General features: G+C 58.9%; 17 protein-coding genes. 12 read left to right on the forward strand and 5 right to left on the reverse strand.

The window, feature by feature from the left end:
* Nucleotides 1–11 precede the first annotated feature (11 nt).
* The 4 genes from WMO20_RS09970 to WMO20_RS09985 form a co-directional block, all read right to left on the reverse strand.
* Nucleotides 12–1,805: an HlyD family efflux transporter periplasmic adaptor subunit gene (locus WMO20_RS09970; RefSeq protein WP_349186749.1), complete on the reverse strand. Its 1,794-nt coding sequence runs from the start codon at nt 1,803–1,805 to the stop codon at nt 12–14.
* A gap of 218 nt (nt 1,806–2,023) precedes the next feature.
* Complete coding sequence (locus WMO20_RS09975; protein ID WP_349186751.1) at nt 2,024–3,577, reverse strand: 4Fe-4S dicluster domain-containing protein; 1,554 nt, start codon at nt 3,575–3,577, stop codon at nt 2,024–2,026.
* A 244-nt stretch (nt 3,578–3,821) separates the two neighbouring features.
* Nucleotides 3,822–5,117, reverse strand: a complete 1,296-nt coding sequence (gene mtaB, locus WMO20_RS09980; protein WP_349186753.1) for a tRNA (N(6)-L-threonylcarbamoyladenosine(37)-C(2))-methylthiotransferase MtaB — start codon at nt 5,115–5,117, stop codon at nt 3,822–3,824.
* Between the two features lie 185 nt (nt 5,118–5,302).
* Nucleotides 5,303–5,896, reverse strand: coding sequence for a twin-arginine translocation signal domain-containing protein (locus WMO20_RS09985; RefSeq protein WP_349186755.1), 594 nt, complete (start codon nt 5,894–5,896; stop codon nt 5,303–5,305).
* Between the two features lie 221 nt (nt 5,897–6,117).
* Here WMO20_RS09985 and WMO20_RS09990 point away from each other — a divergent pair, with 221 nt between their 5' ends.
* From WMO20_RS09990 to WMO20_RS10030, 9 genes are all read left to right on the forward strand, one after another.
* On the forward strand, nt 6,118–7,350 hold the full coding sequence (locus WMO20_RS09990; protein ID WP_349186756.1) for a D-alanyl-D-alanine carboxypeptidase family protein: 1,233 nt from the start codon (nt 6,118–6,120) through the stop codon (nt 7,348–7,350).
* Between the two features lie 226 nt (nt 7,351–7,576).
* Nucleotides 7,577–8,908: a glucose-6-phosphate isomerase gene (locus tag WMO20_RS09995; protein ID WP_005920256.1), complete on the forward strand. Its 1,332-nt coding sequence runs from the start codon at nt 7,577–7,579 to the stop codon at nt 8,906–8,908.
* A 61-nt stretch (nt 8,909–8,969) separates the two neighbouring features.
* The gene (locus WMO20_RS10000; protein WP_005944262.1) at nt 8,970–9,374 is read left to right on the forward strand and encodes a hypothetical protein; all 405 of its coding nucleotides are present in this window, start codon (nt 8,970–8,972) and stop codon (nt 9,372–9,374) included.
* Between the two features lie 145 nt (nt 9,375–9,519).
* On the forward strand, nt 9,520–10,023 hold the full coding sequence (locus tag WMO20_RS10005; protein ID WP_112090660.1) for a YceD family protein: 504 nt from the start codon (nt 9,520–9,522) through the stop codon (nt 10,021–10,023).
* Between the two features lie 23 nt (nt 10,024–10,046).
* Entirely contained in the window at nt 10,047–10,226 is a 180-nt protein-coding gene (rpmF, locus tag WMO20_RS10010) for a 50S ribosomal protein L32 (RefSeq protein WP_005920250.1), read from the forward strand.
* A gap of 92 nt (nt 10,227–10,318) precedes the next feature.
* Entirely contained in the window at nt 10,319–11,656 is a 1,338-nt protein-coding gene (locus WMO20_RS10015) for a DUF512 domain-containing protein (RefSeq protein ID WP_249234799.1), read from the forward strand.
* Between the two features lie 50 nt (nt 11,657–11,706).
* Nucleotides 11,707–13,050: a ribosome biogenesis GTPase Der gene (gene der, locus WMO20_RS10020; protein ID WP_005920245.1), complete on the forward strand. Its 1,344-nt coding sequence runs from the start codon at nt 11,707–11,709 to the stop codon at nt 13,048–13,050.
* 18 nt (nt 13,051–13,068) lie between these two features.
* The gene (gene plsY / locus WMO20_RS10025) at nt 13,069–13,731 is read left to right on the forward strand and encodes a glycerol-3-phosphate 1-O-acyltransferase PlsY (protein WP_112090658.1); all 663 of its coding nucleotides are present in this window, start codon (nt 13,069–13,071) and stop codon (nt 13,729–13,731) included.
* A 260-nt stretch (nt 13,732–13,991) separates the two neighbouring features.
* A complete protein-coding gene (locus WMO20_RS10030) occupies nt 13,992–14,465 on the forward strand; it encodes a pilin (RefSeq protein WP_349186758.1) in 474 nt (157 codons plus the stop codon).
* A 52-nt stretch (nt 14,466–14,517) separates the two neighbouring features.
* On the opposite strand, the gene WMO20_RS10035 is transcribed toward WMO20_RS10030, so the two are convergent.
* Nucleotides 14,518–14,724 carry a hypothetical protein gene (locus WMO20_RS10035; RefSeq protein ID WP_097779496.1) on the reverse strand — a complete coding sequence of 69 codons (207 nt, stop codon included), beginning with the start codon at nt 14,722–14,724 and terminating at the stop codon, nt 14,518–14,520.
* A gap of 164 nt (nt 14,725–14,888) precedes the next feature.
* Between WMO20_RS10035 and WMO20_RS10040 the strand changes: the two genes are divergently transcribed.
* The 3 genes from WMO20_RS10040 to WMO20_RS10050 are packed head-to-tail and all read left to right on the forward strand — an operon-like array spanning nt 14,889 to nt 17,121.
* The gene (locus tag WMO20_RS10040; protein ID WP_349186760.1) at nt 14,889–15,737 is read left to right on the forward strand and encodes a bifunctional hydroxymethylpyrimidine kinase/phosphomethylpyrimidine kinase; all 849 of its coding nucleotides are present in this window, start codon (nt 14,889–14,891) and stop codon (nt 15,735–15,737) included.
* Complete coding sequence (locus tag WMO20_RS10045) at nt 15,734–16,240, forward strand: tRNA (cytidine(34)-2'-O)-methyltransferase (protein WP_097779495.1); 507 nt, start codon at nt 15,734–15,736, stop codon at nt 16,238–16,240. The genes WMO20_RS10040 and WMO20_RS10045 overlap by 4 nt, the downstream gene beginning before the upstream one ends.
* Nucleotides 16,231–17,121, forward strand: coding sequence for a DegV family protein (locus tag WMO20_RS10050; protein ID WP_349186761.1), 891 nt, complete (start codon nt 16,231–16,233; stop codon nt 17,119–17,121). Before WMO20_RS10045 ends, WMO20_RS10050 begins: the two co-directional genes overlap by 10 nt.
* Nucleotides 17,122–17,267: the final 146 nt, after the last annotated feature.

Consider the following 17,267-nt stretch of genomic DNA (forward strand, 5'->3'; position numbering starts at 1 on the left):
TCCCTCCTGCGTCAATTCACCACAACTGCACCGGTCTCAGCGGGGTCAATGCCTTCTGCCGGCTCTTCAGCGTCCGCTGCGGGTTCTTCGGCGTTTTCCGTCTCCTCCGGCAGCATTTCCTCGCCGCCTTCGGCAGGGTCTGCGGCGTTTTCGGTACCGCCGATCACTTCACCGTCGGAGTAGTCGTAGCCGCCGTCGTCATAGTAGCTGTCGCTGCTCACAGAGCTGGGGTCGTAGGCGATGGTATCACTCTCGGACAGGCCGCTGGTCACCTGCGTATAGTTGTCATCACTGACGCCGGTCTTGACCTTGACGTACACATAACCCTCCGGTGCGCTCATGGAAGCATCAGCGTTCACGGCGCTGGGAGAATCCTGCCGCACCAGCACATAGCTGCCCCGCACAATGGCGGCGTTAGGCACGGTAAGCGCATTTTTGGCCTGTGCCACCACGATCTCGGCGTTGGCGTTCATACCCGGGCGCAGACCGGTGGTCTCGTCAATGCGCACGGTCACCGGGTAGGTGGTGGTACCGCCGCTGGTATCACCCTTCATGGACACACGGGTGACCAGACCCTCGTAGGTCTTATCCTTCACGGCGTCTGCGGTCACCTGTACGGACTGCCCCACCTTCAGGCTGCTGACCTGCAGCTCGTCCACTTTGATAGTCATTTCCAGATAGCTCAGGTCGTAGATGGTGCACAGGTCGCTGCCGGTGCTCAGGGCATCGCCCACCTTGGCATTTTTCTCGATGATGGTGCCGCTGATGGGCGAGGTGATGGTGTAGTTATCCATGGTGTCCTGCATATTCTGCATGGACAGTTCCGCACCGCGCAGGGTCTCGGAGGCAGACTGGATGGACTCGGTCAGTTCCTCACCGCTGAGGGTCAGGATGATGTCGTCCTTGTTCACGTTGCCGCCCTCCCGCACATTGATGGCGGTGACAGTACCGGAAGTCAGCGCAGTCAGGGTGCGCTCGGCCTGATACTGGAAGTTGGCTGCCGCAATGGAACTGACCCCGTTGACAGTAGCCGTAGCAGCCTGTGCCGTGGTCAGACCGCCCGCGTTGGACACCGAGAGGGTCACAGTGCGGGTAAGCAGGTTGCCGGTGCTCAGGGCATCGGTGCCGGTCACGGCGGTAATGGTGCCGGGCAGCACCTCAAAGGTGCCGTCCAGCGTGACCTCGGCGGTCTGCCCTACCGAGAAGTTGGCAGCATCCGCAGCCGGGAACTCCAGCACCAGATTCATCTTGGAGCTGTCCCGCACCACGGCCACCTCCTGACCGCTCTTTACCTCATCGCCCTTGTTCACCTTCAGGCTGCTGACGACGCCCGCCACCTCAGCACGGACATACTGGCGGTCTACGGTCTTATCGTAGCTGCGCTGCGCCTGCTGCAGGGTGATGGCTGCCTGCTCCACCTTGGTGGTGGCGTCGGAGGAATCCACCGTGTACAGCACAGTGCCCTCTTCCACGATATCGCCCTCTTCAAAGCTGCCGGTCAGCACCTTGCCGGACACCAGCGATTTGACACTGTAAGTATTGGCGGGATTCAACGTGCCGGTGACGCTGAGCGTGTTGGAAACATCCCGGGTCTCGGGCATGACTTCCGTATAGGAAGTATCCACATTAGCGGGCTTTGCGCTCTTGGGCTTCAGCAGCCACCAGCCGCCTGCCAGCACCACAATAGCTACCGGCACCAGCCACTTCCAGTTCTTTTTGGCAAAGGCCGCCGCGCCGCCTTTTTTCGGTGCAGCTGCTGTGCCCTGCTGCGGGTCGGCGGGCTGTTTAGACTTGTTCCAGATCATTCTTGCCGTTCCTCCTAGGTTCTTTTATGACAAGATACTTTTTTGTAAAAAGCATCCATCAGAAACTCTTATTTGTAGTGTATCGCATTTTGCCCCGATAAACAAGCGTCCAATTTTCGTTTCACGGCATTTCCACAAAGTTTCAGCTTTTTTTAACAAAAAGGCTGCTGCACAAAATCACTGTGCAGCAGCCTTACGGGTAATTATATTACAGCGGCTCAGACCTCAAAGTTGGGGTCGTCCTTCAGCATATGGATGTTGGACATAAAGGCGCTCTGCTCGGGGTCGGTGAACTCGGCATCCTTCACATACTTGTTCAGCACAGCTGCGGTGCGCACGGGGTCGGCAATAGTGCCGGCACCGCCGATGCAGCCGCCGGGGCAGCCCATGCCCTCCAGCAGATAGCCATTGTACTTGCCGGCCTTGGCCAGCATCAGCAGCTTCTTGCAGTCGGCCAGACCCTGTGCGGAGGCGATCTTCACCTCCATGTCGGGACGCCATTCCTTGATCTTGTCGGCAACAGCCTTGGCAACGCCGCCGGACTGTGCAAAGCCGCGGCCTGCAGCAGAAGCGTAGCACAGATCCATCTCGGCGGGATCCACTTCCAGATTGTCCAGATCCAGATCCTTGGCTTCAATGATACCTGCCAGCTCCTCAAAGGTCAGCACGAAGTCCACATCGGAGCGGACGGTACGGCGGGAAGCTTCCAGCTTCTTGGCGGCGCAGGGTCCGATGAAGCACATACGTGCTTCGGGGTCGGCCTGCTTCATCATGCGGGCGGTGAACACCATGGGGGTCATGGTCATGGAGATGTTCTTGGCAAGGCCGGGGAAGGTGGTCTTTGCCATCATGCTCCATGCCGGGCAGCAGGAGGTAGCCATGAAGTCCAGCTTCTCGGGTACTTCCTCCAAGAAGTCGTGTGCTTCGTCCACGGTGCACAGGTCGGCACCGATGGCAACCTCCACCACATCGCAGAAGCCGATGGCCTTCAGGGCGGACTTCAGCTTGCCGGTAGAAGCCAGAGAGGGGAACTGGTTGATAAAGGCGGGAGCGACCAGCGCATAGATGCGGTCACCGCGGTTGAAGCCCTGGATCAGCTGATAGATCTGACCCTTGTCGGCAATGGCACCGAAGGGGCAGTTCACCAGACACTGACCGCAGGAGACGCACTTGCTGTAATCGATCTCGGCACGGCCCAGCTCGTCAGAGTGGATAGCACCCATGCCGCAGGCAGCGGCGCAGGGACGCTCGGTCTTGACGATGGCGTTGTAAGGGCAGACGGTGACGCAGCGGCCGCACTTGATGCACTTTTCCTGATCGATGGTGGAACGGCCGCTCTCCCAAGTGATTGCCTTCTTGGGGCACACCTCCATACAGGGGTGTGCAAGGCAGCCCTGACACAGGTCGGACACCTTGACCAGCTTTTCCGGGCAGCGGTTGCAGGCAAACTTGATCACGTTGACCAGCGGGGGATCATAGTACTTATCGGCGATGGAGGCGTCCTCCAGACCGGAGACCACGCTGTTGTGCTCGTCCATGCGGCGGGTGGGCAGACCCATAGCCAGACGCACGCGCTCCTCAACGATGGCGCGCTCGAGGAAGATGTCCTTGCGCAGCTTGCCCTCTTCACCGGGGATGATGGTATAGGGGATCTTGCGCATCAGGTGGTTGGCCTGCTCGCCCTTGACGTTGGCGTAAGCCATGCGGGCGACCTCGGTAAACACCTGACGGCGGATCTGGATGACCGTGGTATTGATTCCTCTGAAACTCATTCCAATCTCTCCTTGCTTTGAAACAGCCATAAAACGGAGCCGCCTGCCCTGTGTGCAGAGCATAAAACGGCGCTATACGGGCGCGGATGGTACCGTGCTGGTTGCTTACAGCACGCCGGACCCGATAAATCCATCTTCATTTTAACATAAAGACGTGCGTATGGAAAGGGCAAAATACAAAAATCGTTAAAAATTTATTGTATTCATGCGGATGCACAGAATGTATAAGTAAAATGAAAAATTTTCAGCAAAGTGCTGCACGCACCCGCTCGCCGTCGTAGCGGCCCAGCTTTACCCGCACGATCTGCCCGCTCTCGCAACCGGGAGCGGAGACCACCACCGGGATGTACAGCCGGGTGTAGCCGGTAAACAGCGTGCCGGACAGGGGCGTTTCCAGCAGCACCTCGTCCTCGGTGCCCTCAAAGGCAGCCAGTGCCTCGCAGCGCACCTGCTCGGCCACGGCGTTCATGCGGCGGCTGCGCTCCTGCTTTTCCCGCTCGTGGATCTGATCCGGGAAATCGTAGGCCGGGGTGCCGCTGCGGCGGGAGTACGGGAACACATGGACCTTGACAAAGCCGATCTTCTTCAAAAACGCGCAGCTCTCCTCAAAGTCCTCTGCCGTCTCACCGGGGAAGCCGCAGATGCAGTCGGTGGTAAAGCTGACCGGGCGGCTTCCGTAGGCGGCGCGGATCTGTTCCACCACCTGTGCGTACTCCTGCGCGGTATACACCCGGCGCATCCGGCGCAGGGTGGCGGTGCAGCCGCTCTGCAGGCTCAGGTGGAACTGGGGGCAAAGCTTGTCCACCGCCGCCAAGCGGGAGATAAATTCCGGGGTGAGCATATCGGGGTCAAGGCTGCCCAGACGAATGCGCTCGATGCCCGGCACCTGTGCGCATTTTTCCACCAGTTCCACAAGATTCGTGCCGGTATCCAGCCCGTAGCTTGGCAGGGAGATGGCGCTGAGCACCACCTCGCGGTAACCGGCAGCGGCCAGCTGGTGCAGCTCGGCCAGAATGCTCTCCTCGGCACGGCTGCGCACCGGCCCGCGGGCGCGGGGGATGACGCAGTAGGCGCACTGCCGGTTACAGCCGTCCTCTACCTTGATAAAGGCGCGGGTGTGGGTCTCGAACCGCTCCACCGGCAGCTCCTCGAACTGCTCGCCGCGCTGGTGCGGGGCAATAGCTACGATGCGCTCGTGGCCGTCCAGCAGCTTTTGCACGTTGTCCAGAATGGCCTTGCGGTCGCCGTTGCCGCACACAAGGTCGGCTTCCATAAACTGCGCGGCTTCCTCCGGGAAAGCCTGCGGGTAACAGCCGGTCAGCACCGTCACCGCACCCGGATTCTCGCGCTTTTTGCGGCGCAGCCACTTGCGGCTCTTCTGGTCGCCGAAGTTGGTCACGGTGCAGCTGTTCACAATGAACACGTCCGCAGCCTCGCCTTCCTGCGCAATGGTAAAGCCGTTGGCACGGAACAGCTGTTCCAGTGCGCCGGTCTCGTTCAGGTTGACCTTGCAGCCCAAGGTATAAAAACAAACTCGCATGAGAGGGGTTCCTTTCCACAAAATGGGATAAAATAGGGTTTACTCTTCATTATATAACAAAACAACGGCAGTACGCAAGACCGGAATTGCACCGTCCGGCGGCAATTGGTGGAAAACCGGGCGCAAAAAAGGCTGCTGCACAAAGCACTGTGCAGCAGCCTTCAACAGGTGCAAATGAGATAGGATCAGGCCGCTGCCACCTTCAGCGCAACGGTGATTTTGCCGTTGACGACCTTCAGGTTGTTGGCAACGGTGGAATCAAATTCGTAATTGGCGGGTACCTTGTCGTTGTTCTTGGCGACCTCGGCAATGATCTTGCGGGCGGTGTCCTCGTCGATGCCGGTCACGCCCTTGGGGAAGCTGTGCTTGCCGGAGGTGATGCTCTTACCGTTGACCAGCACCTCGTACTCGACCTCGACCATGGCGACCTTGACAGCGATGATCATGCTCTCCTTGCCGGTCTCCTTGTCCTTGACGAAGGTAAGGCAGTTCGGATAGTCCTTGTCCACGGTCACATCTGCGCCGCGGTATGCCTCGGGACCCTGTTCCTTGACCAGCTTCAGAGCCAGATTCAGGTTGCCCTTTACCGTATTGATAAGAATGCGGGGCATGGTCTTGCTGAAAACCTCGGTATAGGTCTTTCCGTCATCAACGCTGCCCATGATCACCAGCTTAACATCATCGAACCAGGAGCAGCCGGTCAGCATGGAAGCGCCGGCAGTGGCGACCGCGGTAACACCAGCCAGCTTGAGGAACGTACGGCGAGAAATCGTGCTCATAAGAATCCCTCCAGAATAAAATCAATACATATCCAAAATACAGGGGATCTCCTGTTGGTCATAGCATACCGCAAAATAAGGCGTTTTGCAACGGATGTGTTCACACTTTGTAGATAAGCACTGAATTCCCGCACAAAAACTGAACAAATTGCCCAGCGGCATACCTGCAAAAGCGGTGGCATACACTGCAAAAAGAGAGTTTGCGCGGGGAGGTATGAGGAATGGAACGGAGAAATCTGGCGCTGCTGTGCGCGGGGGTGGTCTGCTTCTGGCTGTTTGCGCTGGCCTTTGGTACGGCGCAGGGCAAAGGGCTGCGCATCCAGCCGGCGGTGCAAACACAGGCAGAACCGGCAGTGCAGCCCCTGACGGTCACCCCGCCGCAGCTTACCCTGCCCTGCCGCGCGGCGATGCTCATCGACCAGACCAGCGGCACGGTGCTTTATGAGATGAATGCCGACCAGACCATGCCCATCGCTTCCATTACTAAGGTGATGACCCTGCTGCTCACCTTTGAAGCGGTGCACGCCGGGCGGCTGACCATGGACACTGCCGTGCCGGTCAGCGAGCACGCCTACCACATGGGCGGCAGTCAGATCTGGCTGGAGCCCGGGGAGCAGTTCACGCTGGACGAGATGCTCAAAGCCATCTGTGTGTCCTCCGCCAACGATGCGGCGGTGGCAGTGGCAGAGCTTGTGGGCGGCAGCGAGCCTGCCTTTGTGCAGCAGATGAACGCCCGCGCCGCAGAGCTGGGCATGGAGCACACCACCTTCCGCAATGCCTGCGGGCTGGACACCGAGGGACATCTTTCCACCGCACGGGATGTGGCCATCATGAGCCGTACCATTCTGAATACCTGCCCGGAGGTGCTGCACTATACTGGTATCTGGACGGACACTTTGCGCGGCGGGCAGACCCAGCTGGTGAACACCAATAAGCTGCTGCGGCGGTACAACGGCATCACCGGGCTCAAGACCGGCACCACCGGCGGGGCGGGCGTGTGCATTACCGCCAGCGCCACCCGGGACGGGCTGGACCTCATCGCGGTAGTTCTGGGTGCACCTTCCAGCAAGGAGCGGTTCGAAGCCGCCACTACCCTGCTGGACTACGGCTTTGCAGCCTACCGCGCCGCACCGGTGCCCCTGCCGGAGGATCGCCCGCTGCAATTAAAGGTAAAGGGCAGCACGGAGGAGACTGTGCCGCTGGATTATGCTGCTCTGCCGCAGACCGCCCTGCTGCCCGCCGAGAGCGCCGGGCAGCTGACCGTGCAGCTATCCCTGCCTGAGGTGCTGGAAGCCCCGGTGACCCGGGGACAGACGGTGGGCAAGGCGCAGCTGCTGTGCGGCGAAGCGGTGCAGGGGGAGTACCCGGTGTGCGCCGCCGCCGATGCGCCGTGCATGGATTTTGGCACCGCGTTGCAGCTGCTGTGGGACAGCCTGCGGGGTGCTGCAGCCTGACCCTGCACCGAAAAAGGCGCTTCAGCGCACAAAAGTGCGCCGGACGCCCGGCAGAGCTGTTGGATACCTGAACAAATATGGATGAAGAAACAAAAAAACACTATTAAAATTGTATGAAATCTAAGGAATTTGACCTTGACTTTACCCGGAGGGAACGGTACACTTATACCAAGATATTTCCTCGCAGGGCAAAGACCCGGCAGATCGTTTGGAGGTTTTAATAATAATGAGTGTCGCACTGAACACGAAACACCTCTCCAGCTTCATCAGCGAAGAGGAATATGCAGCTATTTATCCGCAGGTAGAAGCCGCCCACAAGCAGCTGGAAGCCAAGAATGGCCCCGGCAGCGATTTTCTGGGCTGGATGACCCTGCCCCGGGATTATGACAAGGAAGAGTTCGCCCGCATCAAGGCAGCCGCTGCCAAGATCCGCGAGGACTCTGACGTTCTGGTCGTGGCCGGCATCGGCGGCAGCTATCTGGGCGCACGCGCTGTTGTGGAAGCCGTTAAGGGTATGTACCACAACGAGCTGGAAGATGGTCTGAAGATCTACTTCTGCGGCAACAGCATCAGCCCCACCTACCTGAACAACATCATCAGCCTGTGCAAGGGCAAGCGCTTCTCCATCAACGTCATCTCCAAGTCCGGCACCACCACCGAGACCTCTCTGGCCTTCCGTGTGCTGCGTGAACTGCTGGAAAAGGAGATGGGCGTGGAGGAAGCCAACAAGCGCATCTACGCCACCACCGACCGTGCCAAGGGCACCTTGAAGCAGCTGGCTGACGCGCAGGGCTGGCCCACCTTCGTAGTTCCCGATGACGTGGGCGGCCGCTACTCCGTGCTGAGCGCCGTGGGTCTGCTGCCTATCGCCGCCGCCGGCATCGACATCGATGCTCTGATGCAGGGCGCTGCCGACGCTATGGAGCGCTTCTCCGTGCTGAGCCCCGATAACGATGCTTACAAGTACGCCGCCATCCGCAACATCCTGTACCGCAAGGGCAAGGCTGTGGAGATCCTGGAGTGCTACGAGCCGGACTTCACCCTGATGAACGAGTGGTACAAGCAGCTGTTCGGCGAGAGCGAGGGCAAGGACAACAAGGGTCTGTTCCCCGCAAGCTGCATCTTCTCCACCGACCTGCACTCTATGGGTCAGTTCATTCAGGAAGGCGCCCGCATCATGTTCGAGACCATCGTGGACGTGAAGAAGCCCGCGCAGGATCTGTTCATCGACCCGCTGGAGGGCAACTTTGACGGCCTGAACTTCCTTGCAAACCAGAACATGAGCGTGGTCAACCGCAAGGCCATGGAGGGCACCATTCTGGCACACACCGACGGCGGCGTGCCCGAAGTGCTGATCGAGGTGGACGACCTGTCTGCTTATAATGTGGGCTACCTGATCTATTTCTTCTGGCGTGCCTGCGCCTGCAGCGGCTACCTGCTGAGCGTGAACCCCTTCAACCAGCCCGGCGTGGAAAGCTACAAGAAGAATATGTTTGCCCTGCTGGGCAAGCCCGGCTACGAGGGCCTGACCGCAGAGCTGGAAGCAAAGCTGAAGTAAAAGCCGAACGTAAAAAATGATCTCCCGCCGCAAGGCGTGGAAAATACAGGAGGACTGAACTATGATTAAACTGATTGTTGGTACCAAGGGCTCCGGCAAGACCAAGGCTATGATCGACCAGATCAACGACGCGGTCAAGACCTCCAAAGGCAATGTTGTTGTTGTGGAAAAGGGCATGAAGCTCACCTACGACATCGCTCCTGCAGCACGTCTGATCGATCTGGACGAGTACAAGATCTCCGGCGGCGAAATGCTGTACGGCTTTGTGGCCGGCCTGATGGCAAGCAACTACGACATCACCGACCTGTACATTGACGGCATCCTGAAGGTGCTGGATCACGATATCAACCGTCTGGGCGTTGTGCTGGATGAGATGGCAGCCATTGCCGGTGACAGCGTGAAGGTCACCGTGACCGTCAGCGCAGACGAGGCCGCACTGCCCCACGATGTGAAGAAGTACCTGTAATCTGATAAAAGAACAGGGCTAAAGGCTTTTCCAACAGGCAGAAGACCGGAGAAAAATAAATTTTTTCGGTTTTCTGCCTGTTTTGGTGTTGACAAAGGGTTGCTTTGGCGCTATACTAACAAAGCAGCCTTTTCAGAGGTGTACTATGCAATTTGACCTGAGAAAGTTTATCACCGCCGGCGCAAGACCGTACCATGCAGAGTTTCAGTGTGATTTATCTGCGTACGATTATGCCGGTGCAAGGATCCCGCAGCCGGTCACAGCCGTCTTTGACGCGCAGACCGATGGCGACGAGGTCCAGATAACATTGCGGGCAAAGGCATTGGTGCACGGAGAGTGCGCCCGCTGTCTGGACCCGGTCACCCGGGAAGAGACAGTCGATACGGAGTGGATCGTCAAGGAGCGGGATCTGGATGACCCGGATTTCGATCTTCCGCTGGATGAAAAAGGACACTTGGACGTGGACGAATGGCTCAATCAGGAGTTCATGTTCCAGATCCCCACGGTGCTGCTTTGCAGCCCCGACTGCGCCGGGCTTTGCCCGCAGTGCGGTAAGAAAAAGGCGGAATGCACCTGCCCACCGGCAGAGCAGACCGATGCCCCCGTAGACACTAGGCTCGCGATCCTTAAATCACTGCTGAACAGATAAACCCATCAAGGAGGTGCAAAAATATGGCAGTACCTAAGAGACATCTTTCCAAGGCCCGCCGCGACAAGCGTCGCAGCAATGTTTGGAAGCTGGAGGCCCCCGCACTGGTGAAGTGCAGCAACTGCGGCTCTCTGAAGCTCCCCCACCAGGCATGTGGCAACTGCGGTTACTACAAGGGCGAGGAAGTCATCAAGAAGGCCTAATTTGCGCGTAATTGGTGGCATAATGGTGTTATGTACAGAAGGGGAGGGCGCAAAGCCTTCCCCTTCTTGTTCTTTAGAGGAGGTGGATGCAGATGGCGATACGGATCGAGCAGGTAGATGCCGGCAGCGAAGCCGAAGCTCTTGGCCTTGCCCCCGGTGACGAGCTGCTGAGCGTGGACGACAACGAGCTGAACGACACGCTGGACTACGATTTTTATACCGACAGCAGCAGCTTCCACCTGAAAGCCCGGGTAGCAGACGGCATCCGGGAGTGGGAAGTGCAGCGGCCGCAGCGCGGTCCCTTTGGCTGCGGGTTCAAGACCTATCTGGGCGATGCAAAGCATTCCTGCTCCAACCACTGTATGTTCTGCTTCATCGACCAGCTGCCCCCCGGTATGCGCGAGAGTCTGTATTTCAAGGATGATGACGAGCGGCTGAGCTTTTTGTTCGGCAACTACATCACCATGACCAATATGCAGGATCACGAGATCGACCGCATCATCAAGATGCACATCTCCCCTATCAATATCTCGGTGCACACAACCAACCCTCAGCTGCGGGTGCGGATGCTGGCCAATAAGCGCGGCGGCGAGGTGCTCAAGTACCTGCCCCGTCTGGTGGAGGGCGGCATTGCCGTCAACTGTCAGCTGGTGCTCTGCCGCGGCGTGAACGACGGCGACGAGCTGCGCCGCACCCTTGCCGACCTGCTGGAACTGACCCCCATGGTGCAAAGCATTGCAGCCGTGCCCTGCGGCATTACGGATTACCGCAAAAATCTGTACCCGCAGGTGCCCTACGATGCAAAGACCAGCGCCGAGGTCATCGACATTATGGAAGAGTTCGGCGATGAGTGCAAGCGCCGCCACGGCAAGCGCATCATCTACCCCAGCGATGAATGGTATCTCAAGGCAGGCCGTCCCATCCCTGCGCCGGAGTTCTACGAGGACTACGACCAGCTGGAAAACGGCGTGGGCATGATGCGCCTGTTCGAGGAAGAATTTCTGGCCGAGCTGGACAAGCCCCACCGGGTCTACGGCACCAAGGAGCTGGATGTGGTCACCGGCACCATGGCAGCGCCCCTCATCACACGCATGATGGAGGAGCTGCACCGCCAGTACCCCATGATCACCGTGCACGTCCACACCATCCAGAACCGCTTTTTCGGCGGCAATGTTGGGGTGACCGGCCTGATCACTGCCACCGATATCATTGCCCAGTGCGCAGGCAAACTTGCCACAAAAACGCTGGGCATCCCGGCTGTGATGCTGCGGGAGGAAAAAGATACCTTCCTTGACGATATCACGGTAGAGCAGCTGGGACAGCAGCTGGGCGTAAAAGTGGAGGTTCTGCCCACAGCAGGCGGGGACGAAGCCCGCGCTTTGCTGCGCAGCGGCCTGCACATTGCCCGCAGAAGAAAGAGCGGCAGCTGATAACGCCATTTTTATTGTATTTTACCCCTTTTAAGAAAGGAGGAGACCCCATGAGCAAACCGATCGTAGCAGTGGTGGGCCGCCCCAACGTGGGCAAATCCACCCTGTTCAATAAGCTGTGCGGCCAGCGCCTTGCCATTGTGGAGGATACCCCGGGCATTACCCGCGACCGCATTTTTGCCAACTGCGAGTGGAACGGCCACGAGTTTTTGCTGGTGGACACCGGCGGCATCGAGCCCAAGGCCACCGAGGGCATTCTGGCCCATATGCGTGAGCAGGCACAGATCGCCATCGACACCGCCGACTGCATCATCATGGTCACGGACGTGCGCAACGGCCTGACCGCAGCCGATGAGGACGTGGCGCATATGCTGCGCCGCAGCCACAAGCCCATCATTCTTGCCGTGAACAAGTGCGACAAGGTGGGCGAAGCTCCCATGGAGCTGTACGAGTTCTACAACCTCGGCTTTGACGAGGTGATGCCCATTTCTTCCGTGCACGGTCACGGCACAGGCGACCTGCTGGATGCAGTGTGTGCACATCTGGACTTCAGCGAGACCGTGGTGGAGGAGGACCGCATCCCCGTTGCCATCATCGGCCGTCCCAACGTGGGCAAGTCCAGCCTGACCAACCGCATTCTGGGCGAGAACCGCATGATCGTGGCTAATGAAGCCGGCACCACCCGCGATGCCATCGACACCCCGGTGGACAACGCCTACGGCAAGTTCATCTTTACCGATACCGCCGGTCTGCGCAAGCGCAGCAACATCAGCGATGGCTTGGAGCGCTACATGGTGGTGCGCGCACTGGCTGCTGTAGAGCGCAGCCGCGTGGCGTTGATCCTTGTGGATGCCACCGTCGGTTTTACCGAGCAGGACAGCAAGGTGGCTGGCTACGCCCACGAGCAGGGCAAGGCCTGCATCATTGTGGTGAACAAGTGGGATGCCGTGGAAGGCAAGGAGACCAACACCATGGAGCTACAGCGCCGCGGCTATGCCGAGTGCTTCAGCTTTATGGGCTACGCACCCATCATCTTCATCTCTGCCCAGACCGGCTACAACGTGAACAAGCTGATGCAGCTGATCCGGGATGTGGACGCCGAGAACGGTGCCCGCGTACCCACCGGTGTGCTGAACGAGATGCTTGCCCGCGCTACTGCCCGGATGCAGCCCCCCAGCGACAAGGGCCGCCGCCTGAAGATCTACTACCTGACGCAGGCTTCTACCCGTCCCCCCACGTTCGTGGCCTTCGTGAACGCAAAGCACCTGTTCCACTTCAGCTATCAGCGGTATCTCATCAACCAGATCCGCGAAAACTTTGGTCTGGAGCATACGCCCATTCGTCTGGTCGTGCGGGAGCGCGGCTCCGGCGAGGTGGGTGCCAAGGACGTATAACACGTCAGGAGGGCTCAGATGATGGAATCTGTTCTCATCGCTGCGGTGTCCGCCGTGCAGGCATACCTGCTGGGCAGCATCGACACCGGTATCCTCGTCAGCAAGTTTTTGTACCACGATGATGTGCGCAAGTACGGCAGCGGCGCTGCCGGCATGACCAATATGCTGCGCACCTTCGGCAAAAAGGCAGCGGCACTTACCGCTTTCGGCGATGTGCTCAAGGGCGTGCTGGCTGTGTGCATCGGCCGCTGGCTGTTCACCCTGATGCCGGAGAGTACCACGCTCTCGCCGTATCTTGCGGTGTATCTTGCCGCCATCTTTGCCATTATCGGCCACTTGAAGCCCCTGTATTTCGGCTTTAAGGGCGGCAAGGGCGTACTGGTGGCGGGTGGTACCATTCTGGCCATCCAGCCGGTGCTGATCCCCTTTCTGGCGGTCATCTTTCTGGCCTGCCTGCTGCCCACGGGCATGGTATCGCTGGGCAGCGTGACCATGGCGGCACTTTACCCGGTGCTCACCATCCTGTACGGCGTGTTCCGGGGCTACTCTGCCGCCGACCTTACTGTGTGCGCCATCGGCTCGGTGATCATGGGCGCGATGGTCATTTATATGCACCGCTCCAACATCCAGCGCATCCGCGAGGGCAAGGAGTACCGCTTTGGCCGTCACGGCAAAAAGTAACCTCAAATAGCACTACGCCCCGCAGCGGCCTTCTATCAGCCGCTGCGGGGCGTTTTTGTCAGACAGCAGTCAATGGCAGGCCGCGGCTTTTCCGCTTCTCCAAGCTCTGTGACCGATTCGAAACATTTTTGTGAAAGACTGCCAAGGCGCATTGACAACGCCGTCCGGTCATGTTATGTTAGTATTGACAAATCAGTACCTTATAGGGCATTATATACTCTGTTTCACCATGCCGCAGCTGCGGCAGAAAGGATAAAACCATGACCACTGCCTTAAAACGTACCGGCGCTGCCCTGCTGACGCTGCTGCTGTTCTGTGTGTTCACGCTGGGCGCTTCTGCCGCTGCGAACACCCCCGTTGGGGTCAAATTCTGGAAGGAAAAGTCCGATAAGGAATCCATGGCCAATTCTGGCATCGATTCTGACCGCGAAGCCACCCTTACCCGCCAGTCCAACGGCACCTATACCCTGACGCTGCCCGTCAAGCAGGTGACCAAGCTCAATGTGACCGGCTACCTGTCCGGCCTGACCATCGGCGATGTGACCTACACCGGCACCCTGACCGGCGATATTGAAAAGGGCAACGGCATCCTGACCATCAAAAACCTGCCTGCCTCAGTGCTGACCGGCAGCGAGGTGGGCAAAGCGCTGACCGTGACCTGCAATATCCAGATGGATCTGAGCCTGCTGGGCGAGATCAACACCACCGCCCGGATGTGCATCTGGGCAAAATAAGCCGCACGATAACAAAAAGCGCCGTTCCACCCGGGACGGCGCTTTTTGCTGTTCAGCAGTCGATGTGCTTTTCCACAAAATCGGTGGCCATCTTATCCAGCTGCATCACCGCGTTTTCTGCGCCCTTCATCACCTTGCGCACGTTGCGGCGCATCTGGCGCTTGCTCTGGGTGGCCATCATGGCACCGGCAGCCCCCAGGGCTGCACCGGCGGCCATGCCCACTACCATGCCTGCGGCAGAATTTTCTCGCTGTTTCATTCTGAATTTCTCCTTTCGGCCTGTCATGACAGGGCTTGCAGTGCTATTATTTCCGCAAAAGAATCTGGTATGCGCTTTTTTTATGCAGCAATTTGTGGTATACTGTTGTATGATGCTTTTTATAGGCCGCTGCGCGCGGCTTTTCGGCAAGGAGGTTTTCCTATTTGCAAAAACCCGTTGAACCAAAAAAGATCCTTTGCATCCACGACCTGTCCGGCGTGGGACGGTGCAGCCTTGCAGTGATCCTGCCCGTGCTGTCGGTCATGGGCTTCCAGCCGGTGGCGCTGCCCACGGTGGTGCTTTCCACCCACACCGGCGGCCTTGGCACCCCTGCCCGGCTGGACGGCAGCGCCTACGGCATGGCCGCGCTGGAGCACTATCAGGCATTGGAACTGCAATTTGATTGTATCTATACCGGCTATCTGGGCGGCGAAGCACAGGTAGCGCTGGCTGAAAAAGCCTTTGCCCTGTGGCCTGCCGCCTACAAGGTGGTGGACCCCGTGATGGGCGATAACGGCAAGGCCTATTCCACTGTTACCCCGGCGCTGATCGAGCGCATCCGCAATCTGTGCCGCGCGGCAGACCTGATCCTGCCCAACTACACCGAAGCACAGCTGCTTTTGCAGCAGCAGCCCGTGACCGAGCAGCTGGACGATGCCGCCGCGCAGGCGCTTGCAGATGCTTTGCAGCCGCTGGCCCCCAACGCGGTGGTCACCGGCCTGCCGCTGGGCAAGTACATCGGCTGTGCCGGCACCGGCACGGATCGTTTCGTTATCAAAAAGCTGCATATCAGCCGCAGCTTCCCCGGCACGGGGGATCTGTACGGCGCAGTGCTCATCGGCTCGCTGCTGCAGGGCAACGCCCTGAGCGCCGCTGCCGATAACGCCGCAGAGTTTGTTTCGCTGGCTATTCAGGGCACGCCCTGCACGCAGGACACCCGCTTCGGCGTGTGGTTCGAGCCGCTGCTGCCCCGTCTGTGTCCCCTGCGGGAGGAACCGGAGGGCATCTTATGATGAACAAGCCGACTTTGAATATCGTTCTGGTAGAGCCCCGCATCCCCCAGAACACCGGCAACGTGGCGCGTACCTGCGCCTGCACCGCCTGCCGTCTGCATCTGGTGGGGCCTATGGGCTTTGCCATTGACGACAAAAAGCTCAAGCACGCCGGGCTGGACTACTGGCACTATCTGGACATTACCTACTACGACGGCCTTGCGGACTTTTTTGCCCGCAACAACGGCCCTTACTATTACTTTACCACCAAGGCTCCCCAGCGCTACACCGATGTACAGTACCCGGACGGGGCTTATCTGGTGTTTGGCCGCGAGGATGCCGGCCTGCCGGAAGCACTGCTTGCGGAAAATCAGGAGCACTGCATTCGGATGCCCATGCGGGACACCTGCCGCAGCCTGAACCTTTCCAACAGCGTGGCGGTGGGCGTGTACGAGGTGCTGCGGCAGTGGGATTTCCCGGAGCTGCTGGACCACGGCCACCTACGAGATTATGAATGGAAATGAGGGAAATTATGAGCAAGATCGCGATCCTGACCGATTCCTCCTGCGATATCCCGCAGGAGATGGCCGAAAAGTACGGCATTGATATCATGAGCTTCCACATCCTGCTGGATGATGTGGACTACGTTGAGCGTGTGGACTGCACCAACACCGAATTCTACGATAAGATGCGCGCGGCAAAGGGTGTGCCCTCTACCGCCGCCATTACGCCCATCCAGTTCTGTGAAAAATACTGCCAGTATGTGGACGAGGGCTACACGGATGTCATCCATGTACCCATCAACAAGTCCGGCTCCTCCACCTATAACAACGCCCTGATGGCGCAGGGTATGCTGCGGGAAGAGCGCCCGGAGCACCATTTGAACATCCATCTGCTGGACCCCCACACCTATTCTATGGTGTTCGGCTGGTATCTGTGCGAGATGGCGCGCAAGCTGCAGAACGGCGCAGAGATCCGCCACGTCATCCATGAGTTTGAGCGGAAAATGAACTGCATGGAGATCGTGCTGGGACCTTACAGCCTGAAGCAGATGAAAAAGAGCGGCCGCATCTCCGCCGCCGCAGCCGTCATGGGCGAGCTGATGGGCATCCGTCCCATCATTACCCTGATCGATGGCAAGACCAAGGTGGAAGCCAAGGTGCGCGGCGATGAAAAAGTCGTGCCCGCCATGGTGGATCTGTGCCAGAAGCGCGCCGGGGATGTGGAGGACTTTGAGTATATGATCGGCCACACCAACATCCCGCAGGCAGAGGATCTGGAAAAAGCCTGCCGCAAAGCCTTTGGCAAGCCGCCGCTGGCCGTATTTGAGCTGGGCGGTGTGGTCTCTGCCAACACCGGCCCCGACACCGTAGCGCTGACATATACCGGCCACCCCAGAGGTTAAAAACATTTGGAATGGCCGCCGCTGCGCTTTGGCCATATTCAGCGGAATCATTATTTGAAATTTCGGAATACCGGAGCGTCTCCCGCCGGGCAGTGGACGCTGCTGAGCGCCGGCGCCTCCTCCAGCCTGTGGCGCGGCCCCAGCCG

It is taken from the genome of Faecalibacterium intestinale, assembly GCF_040096575.1.
In the GTDB taxonomy this organism is placed as follows: Bacteria; Bacillota; Clostridia; order Oscillospirales; family Ruminococcaceae; genus Faecalibacterium; species Faecalibacterium intestinale.